13 protein-coding genes are annotated in these 14,403 nt (G+C 71.0%); 5 read left to right on the top strand and 8 right to left on the bottom strand.

Annotation, left to right across the window (positions count from 1 at the left end; translation table 11 throughout):
- Position 1: 1 nt before the first annotated feature.
- The 3 genes from BY998_RS04810 to BY998_RS04820 form a co-directional block, all read right to left on the bottom strand.
- Positions 2-637: a TetR family transcriptional regulator gene (locus tag BY998_RS04810; RefSeq protein WP_110350483.1), complete on the bottom strand. Its 636-nt coding sequence runs from the start codon at positions 635-637 to the stop codon at positions 2-4.
- A gap of 175 nt (positions 638-812) precedes the next feature.
- Positions 813-1,982, bottom strand: coding sequence for an AI-2E family transporter (locus BY998_RS04815; RefSeq protein ID WP_110350484.1), 1,170 nt, complete (start codon positions 1,980-1,982; stop codon positions 813-815).
- 88 nt (positions 1,983-2,070) lie between these two features.
- Complete coding sequence (locus tag BY998_RS04820) at positions 2,071-2,523, bottom strand: molybdenum cofactor biosynthesis protein MoaE (RefSeq protein ID WP_110350485.1); 453 nt, start codon at positions 2,521-2,523, stop codon at positions 2,071-2,073.
- 199 nt (positions 2,524-2,722) lie between these two features.
- Between BY998_RS04820 and BY998_RS04825 the strand changes: the two genes are divergently transcribed.
- Positions 2,723-3,742 (top strand): gamma carbonic anhydrase family protein, encoded by a 1,020-nt coding sequence (locus BY998_RS04825; protein WP_110350638.1) that lies wholly within the window; start codon positions 2,723-2,725, stop codon positions 3,740-3,742.
- Positions 3,743-3,947: 205 nt separating this feature from the next.
- Here the strand turns inward: BY998_RS04825 and BY998_RS04830 are convergent, their stop codons facing one another.
- The 3 genes from BY998_RS04830 to BY998_RS04840 form a co-directional block, all read right to left on the bottom strand.
- Positions 3,948-4,688, bottom strand: a complete 741-nt coding sequence (locus tag BY998_RS04830; protein ID WP_110350486.1) for a carbonic anhydrase — start codon at positions 4,686-4,688, stop codon at positions 3,948-3,950.
- A 227-nt stretch (positions 4,689-4,915) separates the two neighbouring features.
- Positions 4,916-5,602, bottom strand: coding sequence for a DsbA family protein (locus tag BY998_RS04835; RefSeq protein WP_110350487.1), 687 nt, complete (start codon positions 5,600-5,602; stop codon positions 4,916-4,918).
- 209 nt (positions 5,603-5,811) lie between these two features.
- Complete coding sequence (locus tag BY998_RS04840; protein WP_110350488.1) at positions 5,812-9,228, bottom strand: acyl-[ACP]--phospholipid O-acyltransferase; 3,417 nt, start codon at positions 9,226-9,228, stop codon at positions 5,812-5,814.
- 268 nt (positions 9,229-9,496) lie between these two features.
- Between BY998_RS04840 and BY998_RS04845 the strand changes: the two genes are divergently transcribed.
- From BY998_RS04845 to hisG, 4 genes are all read left to right on the top strand, one after another.
- Positions 9,497-10,009: a TetR-like C-terminal domain-containing protein gene (locus tag BY998_RS04845; protein ID WP_110350639.1), complete on the top strand. Its 513-nt coding sequence runs from the start codon at positions 9,497-9,499 to the stop codon at positions 10,007-10,009.
- Between the two features lie 148 nt (positions 10,010-10,157).
- A complete protein-coding gene (locus tag BY998_RS04850; protein ID WP_110350489.1) occupies positions 10,158-11,045 on the top strand; it encodes a TIGR01459 family HAD-type hydrolase in 888 nt (295 codons plus the stop codon).
- 234 nt (positions 11,046-11,279) lie between these two features.
- Positions 11,280-12,434, top strand: a complete 1,155-nt coding sequence (locus tag BY998_RS04855; RefSeq protein WP_110350640.1) for an ATP phosphoribosyltransferase regulatory subunit — start codon at positions 11,280-11,282, stop codon at positions 12,432-12,434.
- The gene (gene hisG, locus BY998_RS04860) at positions 12,431-13,408 is read left to right on the top strand and encodes an ATP phosphoribosyltransferase (RefSeq protein WP_110350490.1); all 978 of its coding nucleotides are present in this window, start codon (positions 12,431-12,433) and stop codon (positions 13,406-13,408) included. The genes BY998_RS04855 and hisG overlap by 4 nt, the downstream gene beginning before the upstream one ends.
- A gap of 88 nt (positions 13,409-13,496) precedes the next feature.
- Here hisG and BY998_RS04865 read toward each other — a convergent pair whose 3' ends face one another.
- Positions 13,497-13,838, bottom strand: a complete 342-nt coding sequence (locus BY998_RS04865; protein WP_110350491.1) for a lysozyme inhibitor LprI family protein — start codon at positions 13,836-13,838, stop codon at positions 13,497-13,499.
- 85 nt (positions 13,839-13,923) lie between these two features.
- Entirely contained in the window at positions 13,924-14,364 is a 441-nt protein-coding gene (hemJ, locus tag BY998_RS04870; protein WP_110350492.1) for a protoporphyrinogen oxidase HemJ, read from the bottom strand.
- Positions 14,365-14,403: the final 39 nt, after the last annotated feature.

Raw genomic sequence — 14,403 nt, forward strand, 5'->3', positions numbered from 1 at the left:
CTCAGCACCCACCCGAGCGCAGGGCGGAGAGCAGGAAGGCGATCATCACCGGAAGCGGCGGCTCGATCGTGTCGGGCTGCCGGCCCACCAGCATGGGGTGGCAGTAGCGGGTGATTCCGGCCTGGAGGCAGGCCGCCGCGTTCTGCGGGTCGGCGACGGAGAAGGCGCCCTCGCGCACGCCATCGGTCACGACGCGTGCGAACACGGCGCCGATGCGGTCGACATGCGCCTGGCAGACCCCCCAGCTCTCGCTCATCGCCGCCTCGACCATTTCGTGGACGCGCGGATGCGCCTCGAAGCGGCGGCGGCAATCCTCGTGCAGGGCCGTGACGATGCGGGTCAGCCGCTCGGGGGCGTCGAGGTTCGGCGTGTCGGCGATGGCCGCGATCATCGCCTCGATCTCGCCGGTCAGCCGCTCGACCACCGCCTCGTTGATCGCCTTCTTCGACTCGAAGAAGCGGTAGACGTTGGCCGGGCTCATCTTGAGGGTGCGGGCGATGTCGGCCACCGTGGTCTTCTGGTAGCCGATCTCCTGGAAGAAGCGCGCCGCCGTCTCGACGATCCGGTCGCGCGTCGTCGGCGCGATCTCGTCGGAGGGGGGAGGAAGGTGGGCCGTGTGGGCCGTGGCGGCGGGCATCGTCGACAATACCTAGATTTCGGCTCCGGCCCCGTCAAAAGCGTTCGATGCCGTGCGTGTCGTGCTCAAAGCGGGAGAGGGCCGGGCCGTTCCACCGCTCGCGCCCCGCAGGCGCGGCGAAGGGCAGAGCCCGGCCAAACTCCTGCGGGGAAGCGGGAAAACCGGCGCTCCGGTCTCACGCCGCCCCAGCATACTCCCCGGGCTCGTCCTCGATATAGAGCTCTTCCAGAAGCACCTTGATCACGGCCACGAGCGGCAGGGCCAGGGCCACGCCCCACAGGCCGAACAGCACGCCGAGCAGCAACTGGCCGGCGAAGATCGTCGCCGCCGGCAGGTCGAGGGCGCGGCGCTGGATGAAGGGCGTGAGCCCGTAGCTCTCCGCCGCCTGCACCGCGAGGTAGACGCCGAGCGCACCGAGCAAGCCGTGCAGGCCGGAGGCGAGGCTGCTCAGCACGATCACCACGCCCGCGATCAGCGGCCCGATGGTCGGTACGAAGGCGAGCAGCCCCGCCTGGAGCCCGAGGATCAGCGCGCCGCCGATGCCGAGGAAGGAGAGGCCCGCCCAGGTCAGCAGGAAGATCGCCGCCATGGTCAGGAGCTGGCCGAACAGCCAGTGCCGCAGGGTCTCGCCCGCCCCATCGAGGACGCGCGCGCCCTTCTCGCGATGGCGCCGGGGCACGAGCCGCAGGGCGCCGTCGCGGTAGCTGCCGGGGCTCGCGGCGATGGCGACGCCGAGGAAGATGATGACGAGGACGTTGCCGAGGGCGTTGAAGAGGGCGAACACCACGCTCGCCGCCGGCCCGAGCACGCTGCCGGCATCCGACAGGAGCGAGCCGGGGCTCTTCAGGGCGCCCGAGGCGAGGCCGGCAAGGCCGCCCTCCTTCTGGCCCTTGCCCCCGTCGTCCTTGCCGTCCTTGCCGCTTTGGCCGGCCTGGGCCTCGGCACCCCCGCCCTGACCCGCGTCGCCGGCCTGGGACAGGTCGATCTCGATGCCGCGCTCCTTGAGCCAGTTGCGCACGGTCTCCGATTGCTGGCGCACGGTGGTGCCGAGGTCGCGGGCCTGACTCGCCACGGTGGCTCCCCCGAAGGCGGTCAGTCCGAGCGCGAGCCCGGCCAGAACGAGGCAGGCCAGGGCGAGGCGAAAGCCCCGCGCGATCGGCAGCACGTAACCGAGGCCCCGAGTGACCCCGTCGAGGAAGACGGCGAACAGCACGCCGGAGAAGATCAGGAGGAGCGTGGCCGCCGCCGTCCAGGCGAGCCAGAGCCCGGCCGCGAAGGCCACGACCGCGATGCCCGCGGCCGCGAGGTTGCGCGTCCCGGCCGGGAGGGAGGACGATGCCGTCATGAAGGGATCCGTTCGCGCTGTCCGGGCGGACTCGAAACCGTGGCCCGGTCGGTGGCCCAAGTCGCGGGCCGTCAAGTGGTTCACGTCGTCAGGCCCAGGCCCCGGCAGCCTCGGCATCGGCCTGGGTCGCCTCCACCCAGCCGCCGACGCTGCCGTCGGCGAGGTGCTCGCGCTTCCAGAAGGGCGCCCGGGTCTTGAGATAGTCCATCAGGAAGTCGGCCGCGGCGAAGGCGGCCTTGCGGTGGGGCGAGGCGGTGACGACGAGCACGATGCCCTCGCCCGGCCGCACCAGCCCGTGCCGGTGGATCACGCGCAGGGCCTGGACAGGCCAGCGGGCACGGGCCTCCTCCACGACCCGGTCGATCTCTTCCTCGGCCATGCCGGGATAATGCTCCAGTTCGAGCGCGGCGAGGCGGCCCGCCTCGTCCCGGCACAGGCCGGAGAAGGTCACGACCGCCCCGGCACGGCCGGCAAGCTCGGCCTCGATCCGGGCGATCTCCGCGGCGGTGTCGAAGGGCTCGGACTGGATACTGACCGTCATGACCGTCCCTTCAGACCTCTCGGGGGGAGACCCTTGCCTCTCGGGGGGAGAACCTTGCGCCCGTCGCGCCACCATCGTCGCGCGGGTTTCGGCCGAGCCCCGTTGCGCCACAAGCCCCGTTACTCCATCTGCCCGTGCGCCTATATGGCTCAAGGACGAGACCGCGCCACCGGCGCCCGATTCCAGAGTGAGCCGCGACGTGACGCCCGATCTGATCCTCCCCTACGAGGGCGTGCTGCCCGTCTTCGCGAGCCGTCCCGTCTGGTGCGGGCGCGCCAGCACCGTGATCGGCACGGCGACGCTGGGCGCCCAGGCCTGGCTCGGCGACGACAGCGTGATCCGCAGCGACGGGCAGCCGGTCAGCGCGGGCGAGCGCTTCTGGCTCGGGCCGCGCTCCACCGTCCACATCGCCACCGAATCGCTGCCGACGCGGATCGGCGACCGCGTCACGGTGGGCCGCAACGCGGTGGTGCATGCCTGCACCGTGGGCTCGGACGTGGTGATCGAGGACGACGCGATCATCCTCGACGGCGCGACCGTGGGCGACACCGTGCTGATCGAGGCGGGCGCCACGATCTTCCCCCGCTCCACCCTCGAGAGCGGCTACGCCTACGGCGGCAACCCGGCCAAGCGCCTGCGCCCGATCACGCCGGAGGAACTCGCCGAGCGGGCCGAGCGCCTGCGCGAGGCGGCGGGCGAGGGCGCGAGCCCGCCCGAGGCCGAGCCGCGGGAGACGGAGGAGGGCGTGTTCGTCGCCCGCACGGCCCGGCTCTCCGGGCGCATCGCGCTGGGTGCCGGCGCGACCGTGCTGTTCTCCTGCGAGCTGGCGGCGGAGGTCGGCCCGATCGTGGTCGGGGCCGACACCAACATCCAGGACAACACCGTGATCCGTGCCCGCGGCGAGGGCGTGGTGATCGGGCGCGACACCACGATCGGGCACAACGTGCGCATGGCCGATTGCCGGATCGGCGCCCGCTCCCTGATCGGCATCGGCTCGGTGCTGGCGCCGGGCACGGTGGTGGCCGACGACGTGATGCTGGCCGGCGGCTCGACCACCGATCCGGGCCAGTTGCTGGAGGGCGGCCATCTCTGGGGCGGCCGGCCCGCGCGCATCCTGGGCACGCTCGACCCGAAGAAGCGCGCATTGATGGCGCATATCGTCGAGGGTTATTGCCGGCTCGGGCGCGAGTACCGGGTGTTGCAGGCGCAGGAGGGCTGAGAACGGGACCGATCGGTCGTACCCCGATCCCCGGTCTCTCCGCGGGCCCATCACTCCGCGGCCGTCTTCCGCGATGGCGGAGACGAAGCGTCACCGCCAGACGTGCCGTGGCCGGCCTCACCCCGGTGCGACGAGCGCCACCATCCACACGGTTGCCGGGGACCGGAAACGGGTTCCACCTGCCCCTGATCGGAAACGTGGCGTTTCAGATGTCTTCCATCCACTTGACCTGACCGTCGGAGAGGCCGTAGCGGGCGCCCACGACCGCCACCTTACCCCCATTGAGCGCGTCCTTGATCACCAAGCTCTGAGTCGTGAGTCGCTTCGCGACACGACGCGCGTTGCTCCGCACGGAAGCTTCGAGGAGGTCGCCTCCCTGGCCCCTGGCCTCCAGCACCGCCGGCACGATGGGTTGCACCATTTCACCGATGACGCCGGGGAAGGTCGCGTTCCTCTCCACGACGTCGACGGCCGCCGCGACGGCGCCGCAGGACTGATGTCCGAGCACGACGACGAGGGGGACGCCGAGGACGCCGACGGCATACTCGATGCTGCCCAATGCGGCCGTATCGACCGTGTTGCCGGCGTTCCGCACGATGAACAATTCGCCGAGCCCGCGCCCGAACAGGATTTCGGGCGAGACCCGGCTGTCGGAGCAGCCGACGAGCACGCAGAACGGGGCTTGGCCGCGGGCGAGGTCGAGGCGGCGTTCGCGCCCGTTGGCCGCCACGGAGGGAGCCTCGTTCCTGAAGTTCTCGTTGCCCTCCTTCATCAGCTTGAGCGCGTCAGCGGGAGCCAGCGACGTCTTTGCCACGGGTGCTGCGGCCCGCGCGACCCCGTTCGGCAGGGCCGTCGCGGCGAGGACGCCTGCTGCCCCGAGCAGGAGACGTCGGCGGCCGAAATGCGGCAGTCTGGTATCGGCGCAGCAGTCGCAATTCGCGTGCATGAAGGCTGATCCCCATCGATTCCCAAAGAGCTTCGCCGGCCGCGATCCGACTCGATGGCGTTCCAGCCGACCGACGCAGCTCATCTGTTCGCCTGGATCGGTGCGGCAATCAGCCGAGGCTGACAAACCGATGCGATTGCCGCCGAGTCGATCGTCCGGCCCTTCTCGTGCAGACCGGGTGCTCGTCCCGTCGCGCGATGGAAGTTCTTTCTCCCGGGATCGAAACCCTACCCGCAGGCGATCTGATCGCAGCGCCGCATCGCCGCGATCATCCGGGCCAGCGACTTCACGCCCGGATGGCCGAGCACGCCGGTATTGCCGAGCACGTAGGACGGCGTCGCGGACAGCCCGAGATTGGCCGCGACGTTCATGTGGGCGCGCATCGCCTCGCGCACCTCCTCGCTGTCGGCGATCTCCTCGAGTTCGGCCCGCTTCACGCCAGTCTTCGCGCCGATCTCGAGCGCCTTGAGCCCGTCGATCTGGCCCTTGGTGGCCAGCAACTGGCCGTAGAAGGCGAAGGCCGCGGCCGAGCCGAGCTTGCGCTGCACTGCGAGCGACACCTTGGCGGCCTGGGCCGACATCGGTGAGAGGATCGGGTTGTGCACGAGGCCGATCCGCAGGGCGGGGTCGCTGGCGGAAAGCGCGGTCACGTCCGCGGCGGCCCTGCGGCACCAAGGGCAGTTGTAGTCGAAGAACTCGTAGAGGGTCACCTCGGCCTCGCGGGGCCCGACATAGGTGACGCCGCGCAATTCCTGGATCTGACCGGTGATCTCGCCCGGCAGCCGCATGTTGGCGACCGGCCGGCCCTCGTCGTTCTCGACCTTGAAGGTCTGGCCGTAGCTCTGCGCGGCGGCGGGACCAGCGACGGCGAGGCCGAGCGAGGAGGCGAGGAAGCGGCGGCGGTCGAGGCTCATAGGCGGATCCCCTGTCAGGGCGCGACCTGAGGGGGTCGCGCGCTTCGCGCCATATCGACCGAGCATGGTTGAAATTCGGCTTAAGCGCCGTCGGTCCGGGAGTGCCGCATGTCCCGTTATGGCCTGCGAGGCGAAGTCATCCGGTCGCCTCGCGCTTTGCCCGGACGGGTCCGCCTTCGGCTCGCCGTGACGGGAGAGGGTCGAAACCCTCACGCGGCCTCGGCGGTCGCGGCCCGCTCGCGCGCGAGCTTCGTCACGCTCACCTGATCGACCTTGCCGGTGCCGAGCATCGGCAGATGCTCCAGCACCACCACCTCGGCCGGCAGGGCGACGTCGGCCGCACCCCGGTCCTTGGCGAAGGTCTGGTAGGCGGCCCGCGTCGCGCCCTTGGCTTCGGTGAACAGGATCAGGCGCTCGCCCTTGCGGGCGTCGGGCACGGCCGCCACCGCGCTCGGAACGTCGGGCCAGAGCTGGCCCGCGAGCGCCTCGACGCTGGCCAGCGACACCATCTCGCCGGCGATCTTGGCGAAGCGCTTGGCCCGGCCCTTGATCGTCACGAAGCCGTCCGCGTCGATGGCGACGATGTCGCCGGTGTCGTGCCAGCCGTCCACCGGCGCCTCCAGCACGCCGGGCTTCTCCGCGCGCAGGTAGCCCAGCATGATGTTGGGGCCGCGGACCATGAGGCGTCCGCCTTCGTCGATGCCGGGCACGGTCTCGAGCCGCGACTCGATGCCCGGCAGCAGCCGGCCGACCGTGCCGAAGCGGTTGAACATCGGCGTGTTCAGCGCGAGCACCGGCCCGCACTCGGTGACGCCGTAGCCTTCGAGGATGCGCAGGCCGAACTTCTCCGCCCAGGTCTTGCGCGTCGTCTGCTTCACGGCCTCCGCGCCGGCCACGACGTAGCGCAGGGAGCGCAGGTCGTAGGAATGGGCCATCTTCGCGTAGCCGGTGAGGAAGGTGTCGGTGCCGAACAGGACCGTGGCGTTCGAGCCGTAGATGAGTTCGGGCACGATCCTATAGTGCAGCGGCGAGGGGTAGAGGTAGACCGGCACACCCGAGACCAGCGGCAGCACGAGTCCCGCCGTCAGCCCGAAGGCGTGGAAGACGGGCAGGACGTTGAACACCTTGTCCCGCGGCCCGAAATCGATGCGCGCGGCGACCTGCGCGGTGTTGGCAAGCATCGAGCGGTTGGCGATCACCACGCCCTTGGGCGTGCCCTCGCTCCCCGAGGTGAACAGGATCGCGGCCGGGTCCTCGCCGGAGCGGGCGACGAGCGGGCGGCGTGGGCTCAGGAAGCCGCGGATCTTGTCTGCGCTGCCGACGCTGGCGCGCACGTCCTCCAGGTAGATCAGGCGCACCGTCGTCTCGATGCCCTCGATGAGAGCGCCGAGCCGCCCCTTCTCGATGAAGGCGCGGGAGGTCAGGATCGTGTCGACCTGCGCCGCCTTGCAGGCCGAGAGCACCGCGGCGGGGCCGGCGGAGAAGTTGATCATCGCCGGCACCCGGCCGGCGCTGGCGAGCGCGAAGAAGGTCACCGCCGCGCCGTTGGCGTTGGGCAGCATCAGCCCGACGGGTTTCTTCGGGTCGGGCAGCAGCGCCTGAAGCTTGCGACCGAGGATGTTGGCACCCATCACCAGTCGCGAATAACTCATCGTGCCGGAGACCGGGTCTTCGAGCGCCGTCCGCCGCCAGCCGTGACGCTCGCCCGCCTCGACCAGCGCGGAGAAGACGCCGCGCTCGATGTCGGCGGTCTCGAAGACGAGGTCCGACATGATGTCGTAGAGGGCCGCGCCCGCGGCGCGGCGGCGATGCTTGCCCTTCAGTTCGGGATCGACGTGGAGCCGCACCGGGGGCAGGATCGTCACGGTCACCTTCGGCCACCAGGCGCGACGCACCTGATCGCGCTTCAGGCGCGAAAAGATCGTGCGCTCCGGCCCGTCGATCTTCACCGGCACGACCATGGCGCCGGACTTGTCGGCGATCAGCCCCGCCCCGTCATAGACCTTCATCAGGCTGCCCGTGACGGTCAGCCGGCCCTCGGGGAAGATGATCAGCGTCTCGCCGCTCTTGACCGCGTTGATCAGCGTGCGGGTGGCCAGCGGTCGGGTCGGATCGAGCGGCATCGCCTTGGTGACCCGCAGGAACGGCTTCACCCACCAGCGCTGCGCGATGCCGTGGTCGATGGCGAAGACGGGCTCGCACTCGAGGAGCGAGAGGGCGAGCGGCGCGTCGAGGAAGGAGACGTGGTTGAGGGCGATGATCGCGTTGGGTCCCGCTTTCTCCACGTTCTCCAGGCCCTTCACCTCCAGGCGGTAGAAGGCGCGGAACAGGATCGAGAGGGCGTCGCGCAGGGGGTTGGTCGGCAGGGTGACGAGGATCACCGCGCCGACGACGAGGTTGAGCACCGCCACGAGCGCCAGCAGCTGGGCCATGGAGAGGCCGAGCCCCTGCAGCACGGCGAGCGCGAGCGTCCCGCCGACCATGAAGGCGGCGGTGAGCACGTTGACCGCACCGATGACCCGGGCGCGCTTGGCCTTCTCGGTCCAGGCCTGCACCGCGGCGAACGAGGGCACCACGTAGAGACCGCCCGCGACCGCCAGCCCGAAGAAGTCGGCGGCGATGCGCAGGCCGTGGCCGCTCGTGATGAAGGCCCAGGCGCCGACCGGCTCGCCCGCGGGCGGGGGCAGGTGCGAGACGGTCCAGGCGAGATCGAGGCCGAACAGGCCCATCAGCACCGCGCCGACGGGGGTGGGCAGCAGCACGATGCGCCCGCTGGCGAGCCAGGAGGCCAGCCCCGAGCCCACCGCGATGCCCACGGAGAAGATCGCCAGCAGGGTGGTGGCGACGATCTCGGTGCCGTTGAGCGTCTGGCGCACCAGCACGGGCAGCAGCGAGAGGATCACGACGCCCACGAGCCAGAACCAGCTCACGATCACCGAGCCGCGCCACAGCCGCGTGTCGGACCAGAGATCGCGCAGCAGTTCGACGGTGGAGCGGGCGACGTTGCGGTCGACATGCAGATCGGGCGCGCCCTCGCCGGTGGCCGGGATCATCCGGGCGGAGAGCCAGCACAGAACCGCCATGCCCATCAGCCCGGCGCCGAGCCCCAGCGCGTGGCCGCCCATCGCCATGGCGAGCCCGGCGGTGATGGTGCCGAGCAGGATCGCCAGGAAGGTCGCGGCCTCGACCAGCGCGTTGCCGGCGGTCAGCTCCTCGCGCTTCAGGTGGTCGGGCAGGATGCCGTACTTGATCGGTCCGAACAGCGCCGCGATGATCCCGAACAGGCCGAGCGAGGCGAACAGCAGCGGCACCGAGTGGAGCCAGAAGCCCAGCACCGAGAGCAGGGCGGCGAAGATCTCGACGAACTTGAGCCGCTTGGCCAGCACCGCCTTGTCGTAGCGGTCGGCCAATTGCCCGCCGAGCCCCGACAGGATGAAGAACGGGCCGATGAACACGGCGCTCGCCAGCGTCACGAGCACCCCGCCGGAACTCTCCCCCCGCGCGCTCACCTGGAACAGGATCAGCAGGGCGAGCGCGTTCTTGAGGAAGTTGTCGTTGAAGGCGGAGAAAAACTGGCACCAGAACAGCGGCGCGAAGCGTCGCGTCGTCATCAGTGTGCGGAACATCGTGGTCTCTCCCGGCTGAGCCATGACTGCCTGCCCATCGGCGAGGCGTCAAATCAGGGCTTTGCACGGTGTTCAAATTATCCTGAGGTGCAGAGACCGCAAGCTTGATTTTGCACGACGTGCAATCTATCGCGGCAGGGCGTGCGGCGACGCACGCGCACCAGGAGGATCGACAGGTTTGACGAGGAAGGCGCGCGGCAGCGGCCCGCGGGGCGAGCACGATCGGGAAGGCTTTATCGCCCTCGTCGCCGCGGCGGCGGAGAGCCTCGTGCGCAACGAGGGTTTTCGCGCGCTCGGCATGCGCCGGCTCGCGGCCGCGATCGGCTACGCGCCGAACTCGATCTACAACGCGGTCGGCGACCTCGATCAGGTGGTGCTGCGGGTCAACGCCCGCACGCTGGCCCGGCTGCACGGGGTCCTGGCCGGGGCGATCGGGCCGGAGCGCTCGCCGCGCGACAACGCGCTGGCGCTGGCGGATGCCTATCTTGGCTTCGTGGCCGCCGACCCGCGGGTCTGGAGCCTGCTGTTCGAGCATGTCGCCGCCCCGGACCAGCCGTTTCCCGAGTGGTACGCGGCGGCGCTGGCGCAGCCGGTCGGCCTCGTCGACGCGGTGCTGGCGCCTCTGATCGCGCAAGCCGACGAGCGCCGCCGGGCGGTCGCCGCCCTTTGGGCCGCCCTGCACGGGCTCGCCTCGCTCTCGACCTCGCGCAAGCTCGGCGTCCTCACCCCCGACCCGCCGCAGGATCTCGCGCGACTGCTGGTCGGCCGGTTCCTGGGGTGATCCCTTGTCACGAATCCTCCCTCTGCGGAGGAGGGCGCTCGCGGAGCGGGCGGGAGAGGGACGAGGGCACGGCATGCGCGTGCCGACCTTCAGGCGCGCGCAAAGCCCGCTATAGAGCCCGCACCCTCACCGCCGACCGGACTCACCGATGACCCATCCCCCCGTCCCGACGCTGCGCCACTTCGAGGACGTGGCCGAGCGCTACGACCTGATCCTGTGCGACGTCTGGGGCGTGCTGCATGACGGGACGCGCGGCCACGCGGCGGCCGGCGAGGCGCTGATCCGCTTCCGCGGACTTCCCGGCGCCCGGCCGCGCCGGGTGATCCTGGTCTCGAACGCACCCCGGCCCTGGCAGGGGGTGCAGAAGATCCTCGACGGCTACGGGGTGCCGCGGGAGGCCTACGACGCGATCCTCACCTCCGGCGACCTGACCCGGCGCCTGATCGCCGAGCATCCGGGCGAGCGGATCTATCACCTCGGCCCGGAGCGCGACGCGCCGGTCTTCGACGGGCTCGATCTCACCCTGGTGCCGGGGACGGAAGCGCAGCGCATCGTCTGCACCGGCCTGTTCGACGATGACGCCGAGACGGCGGAGGATTATCGCGCGGCGCTGGCCGATTTCCGTGCCCGCGACGTGCCGATGATCTGCGCCAATCCCGACCTCGTGGTCGAGCGCGACAGGAAGCTGATCCCCTGCGCCGGCCTGATCGCTCAGGCCTACGCGGCCATCGGCGGATCGGTCGTCTACGCGGGCAAGCCCTACCGGCCCATCTACGAGACGGCACTCGCCATGGCGGGCGAACTCGACGGCCTACCCGCGCCGGAGGTGAGCCGCACGGTGGCGGTGGGCGACGCGATCCGGACCGACATCGCGGGGGCCTCCGCCTGCGGCATCCCCTCGATCCTGGTCGCCCGCGGCATCCACGCGGAGGAACTCGGCGTCACGGCCGAACACCACAGTCTCGGCGACATCGCCGACTGGCTCGCAGCCCAGCCGGTCCGACCCGGCGCGGTGATCGAGCGGCTGGTTTGGTAGCGCCGAAACCGCCCGGCAGCGCGCCTATCGTTGCGACGCAACATTCGATGGCGGGGCATCGGAAGGCGGTCGATCCCGAGCGCCTTCGGAGGGGTGGCGCTCGCGGCGCCTGCGCCGGGCCGCGGCCATGCCGAGGGTCTTACGCAGTTCGATCCGCTCGGAAATTCCTCTGAACGGTCGCCAACCGGGGATGCGATTGCTATGGGGGCCGGATTCAAGCGGGATCCGAAACCCATGACGAGACCGGAGGCAGGCGGCCCGAGCGGGGCGGAGGCTTTGCGCCACGTGCGGCTGTCGGCGCATTTTTCCGCCTGCGGATACGTGCCGGCGGCGCCCCCCGTCCTGCAGCCCGTCGAACCCTTCCTCGAACTTTCGGGCGAGGACATCCGGCGGCGCATCTTCGTGACGCAGGACGCGGCCGGGGCCGAGCTGTGCCTGCGGCCGGAATTCACCATCCCCGTCTGCCGCCTGCACCAAGCCACGCGGCCCGGCGAGAGCGCCGATTACAGCTATCTCGGACCTGTCTTCCGCCTGGTGGCGGGCGAGCCCGACGAGTTCGTGCAGGGCGGCATCGAATCGATCGGGCGCACCGACATCCCGGCCGCCGACGCGGAGGTGCTCGGGCTCGCCTTCGAGGGGCTCGACCTGCTCGGGCGCTCCGATGTCGCGGTGCGGCTCGGCGACATGGGCCTGACCCACGCCTTCCTCGACGCGCTCGCCGTGCCGCCGGTCGCCAAGCGCAGGACCCTGCGGGCCATCGCCGCCGGGCGCCCGCTCACCGAGGTCGCCAACGGCGCGCAGGTCGAGGAGCCCCATGCCGGCCTGCTCGCCGCGATTCAGGGCCAGGATGCCGGCGCGGTGCGGGCCTTCGTGGAGGACGTGCTCTCCATCGCCGGCATCTCGCAGGTGGGCGGGCGCAGCGCGGGCGCCATCGCCGAGCGCTTCCTCGCCAAGGCCGCGGCGCAGGCGCAAGGGGGCGCCGGCCTCAACCCCGGCAACCGCGCGCTGATCGAGCGCTACTGCACCATCTCCGGCGATCCCGACGCGGCGGCCGCCGCGGTGCGGGCGCTCGCCGACGAGGCGGGGCTCGACCATCCCGGCCTGAAGGCGGCGCTGGCCCTGTTCGAGGAGCGCACCGGCTTCATGGCCGCGCGGGGACTGCCGATCGAGCGCTTCCGCTTCAGCGGGGGCTTCGCGCGCAACCTCGACTACTACACCGGCTTCATCTTCGAGGTGACCGGCCCGCAGGGGGGGCCGACCCTCGTCGGCGGCGGGCGCTACGACGGGCTGCTGCAACAGCTCGGCAGCCCGGTGCCGCTGCCGGCGGTGGGCTGCGCGTTCTGGCTGTCGCGCTGCGCGGAAGGCAGCGCGGAAGGAGTTGTGGCGTGAGCGATTCGCCTCTGGTTCTGGCCGTCCCCTCGAAGGGCCGGCTTCAGGAGAATGCCAGCGCCTTCTTCTCCCGGGCGGGGCTCAAGCTCGTGCAGAAGGCCGGCGCGCGGGAATACCGCGGCACGCTCGCCGGCCTGCCCGGCGTCGAGGTGCGCTACCTCTCGGCCTCCGAGATCGCCGGCCAGCTCGCCAGCGGCGCCGCCCATCTCGGCGTCACCGGAGAGGACCTGATCCGCGAGATGCTGCCGGACCCGGCCGGCAGCGTCGAACTGCTGACGCCGTTGGGCTTCGGCCATGCCAGCGTGGTGGTGGCGGTGCCGCAGGCCTGGATCGACGTGCGCGCCATGAGCGACCTCGACGAGGTGGCCAGCGAGATGCGCCTGCGCCAGGGCCGTCGGCTGCGCATCGCCACCAAATATGTGAACCTGACCCGCCGCTTCTTCGCCGAGGCCGGCATCGCCGATTACCGCATCGTCGAGAGCCTGGGCGCCACCGAGGGCGCGCCCGCGGCGGGCTCGGCGGAGATCATCGTCGACATCACCACCACCGGCACGACGCTGGCCGCCAACGCCCTCAAGGTGCTCGACGACGGGGTGATGCTGCGCTCGGAGGCCAACCTCGTCGCCTCGCTGAAAGCGCACTGGGGCGAGACGGCGCGTTCGGCCCTGCGCACGGTGCTCGGCCGCATCGCCGCGGAGGAGCGCGCCCGCACCAGCCGCGAGGTACGCGCCGCGCTGCCCGAATCCGGCGCCATCGATCTGGCCACTCTCGCCGGGCTGCACGAGGCGGAACTGCCCTACGGCGCCCCGCGCGGCGCCGACGGCGAGATCGTGATGCGCTGCCCCGTGGACGCGGTGTTCGACCTCTCCGACGCCCTGGTGCAGGCCGGGGCGCGGGCGGTGACGGTGCGCCGGATCGACTACGCCTTCGCGGCGGAGAACCCGCTGGCGGAGCGGCTGCTGGCGCGGTTGTAGCTCGTCGTCATCGCGAGCCGTCCGGCGAAGCGATCCAGCCGCGCGGCGCCCTGGATCGCTTCGGCTCCGCCGCGCGATGACGGGGACGCTACTGCCCGCCCTGCTTGGCGAATTCCGACAGAACGCCCCGCAGCACCTTGAGCCGGCCCTCGTAGGCCGCGGTGAGGCAGGCGACCTCGGCGCCGCAAGCGCGGCGGTCCTTGAGCCAGGCCTCCTGATCCTCCTGCATCTTGGTGCGGTTGCCCATCGGCAGCAGGTCTTTGAGGATCTCGAAGCGCACCCCCATCTCGACATCGAGGTCGTTGAGGGCGCGGGTGTCGCAGACGGTCTTCTCGTCCGGCGTCTCGGCTTTGGCGCAGGCGAAGCTCGCGGCGGCTGCGGGAGACGCCGCGGCGAGGCTCAGGGCGAGGGCGAGGAACGGAATACGCATCGGACAGGCTCCATCGCGGCGAACGGCCACGCTTTGCCCATCCAACACGCAGCCCGGCCCGGCGGTGCCCCGGTAGCGAAAAGAATCAGCCCCAGGGCTTCACGATCGCCAGGATGACGATGCCGATCATCAGCAGCGTCGGCACCTCGTTGATGACCCGGTAGAAGCGCTGGCTCCGCGTGTTGCGGTCGGCGGCGAAGTCCTTGACCGCGCGGGCGAGGAAGCCGTGCATGCCGCTCATCGCCAGAACCAGGACGAACTTCGCCTGGAGCCAGGGCGCGGCGTAGTAGCCGCTCTGCCACGCGAGCCAGAGCCCGAGGATCCAGGTGACGATCATGGCCGGCGTCATGATCGCCTTGAGCAGGCGCCGCTCCATGACCTTGAAGGTCTCGGACTGCACCCGGGAGCCCGCCGGCAGGGCCGCGTGATAGACGAACAGGCGCGGCAGGTAGAGCATCGCCGCCATCCAGGCGATCACCGCGATGACGTGGAAGGCCTTGATCCAGGGGTACAGGCTGTCGAGCACCGGCGGACGGACTCCTCGAAACGCAACGCGGGAAGACGG

The sequence above is a fragment of the Methylobacterium sp. B4 genome (assembly GCF_003201865.1).
In the GTDB taxonomy this organism is placed as follows: Bacteria; Pseudomonadota; Alphaproteobacteria; order Rhizobiales; family Beijerinckiaceae; genus Methylobacterium.

Excerpts from the sequence above, each read along its gene's own strand:
- BY998_RS04810 (WP_110350483.1), bottom strand. The coding sequence starts at position 637 with ATGCCCGCCGCCACGGCCCACACGGCCCACCTTCCTCCCCCCTCCGAC.
- BY998_RS04855 (WP_110350640.1), top strand. The coding sequence starts at position 11,280 with ATGACGAGACCGGAGGCAGGCGGCCCGAGCGGGGCGGAGGCTTTGCGC.
- BY998_RS04840 (WP_110350488.1), bottom strand. The coding sequence starts at position 9,228 with ATGTTCCGCACACTGATGACGACGCGACGCTTCGCGCCGCTGTTCTGG.
- BY998_RS04865 (WP_110350491.1), bottom strand. The coding sequence starts at position 13,838 with ATGCGTATTCCGTTCCTCGCCCTCGCCCTGAGCCTCGCCGCGGCGTCT.
- BY998_RS04835 (WP_110350487.1), bottom strand. The coding sequence starts at position 5,602 with ATGAGCCTCGACCGCCGCCGCTTCCTCGCCTCCTCGCTCGGCCTCGCC.
- BY998_RS04830 (WP_110350486.1), bottom strand. The coding sequence starts at position 4,688 with ATGCACGCGAATTGCGACTGCTGCGCCGATACCAGACTGCCGCATTTC.
- BY998_RS04815 (WP_110350484.1), bottom strand. The coding sequence starts at position 1,982 with ATGACGGCATCGTCCTCCCTCCCGGCCGGGACGCGCAACCTCGCGGCC.
- BY998_RS04820 (WP_110350485.1), bottom strand. The coding sequence starts at position 2,523 with ATGACGGTCAGTATCCAGTCCGAGCCCTTCGACACCGCCGCGGAGATC.
- BY998_RS04850 (WP_110350489.1), top strand. The coding sequence starts at position 10,158 with ATGACCCATCCCCCCGTCCCGACGCTGCGCCACTTCGAGGACGTGGCC.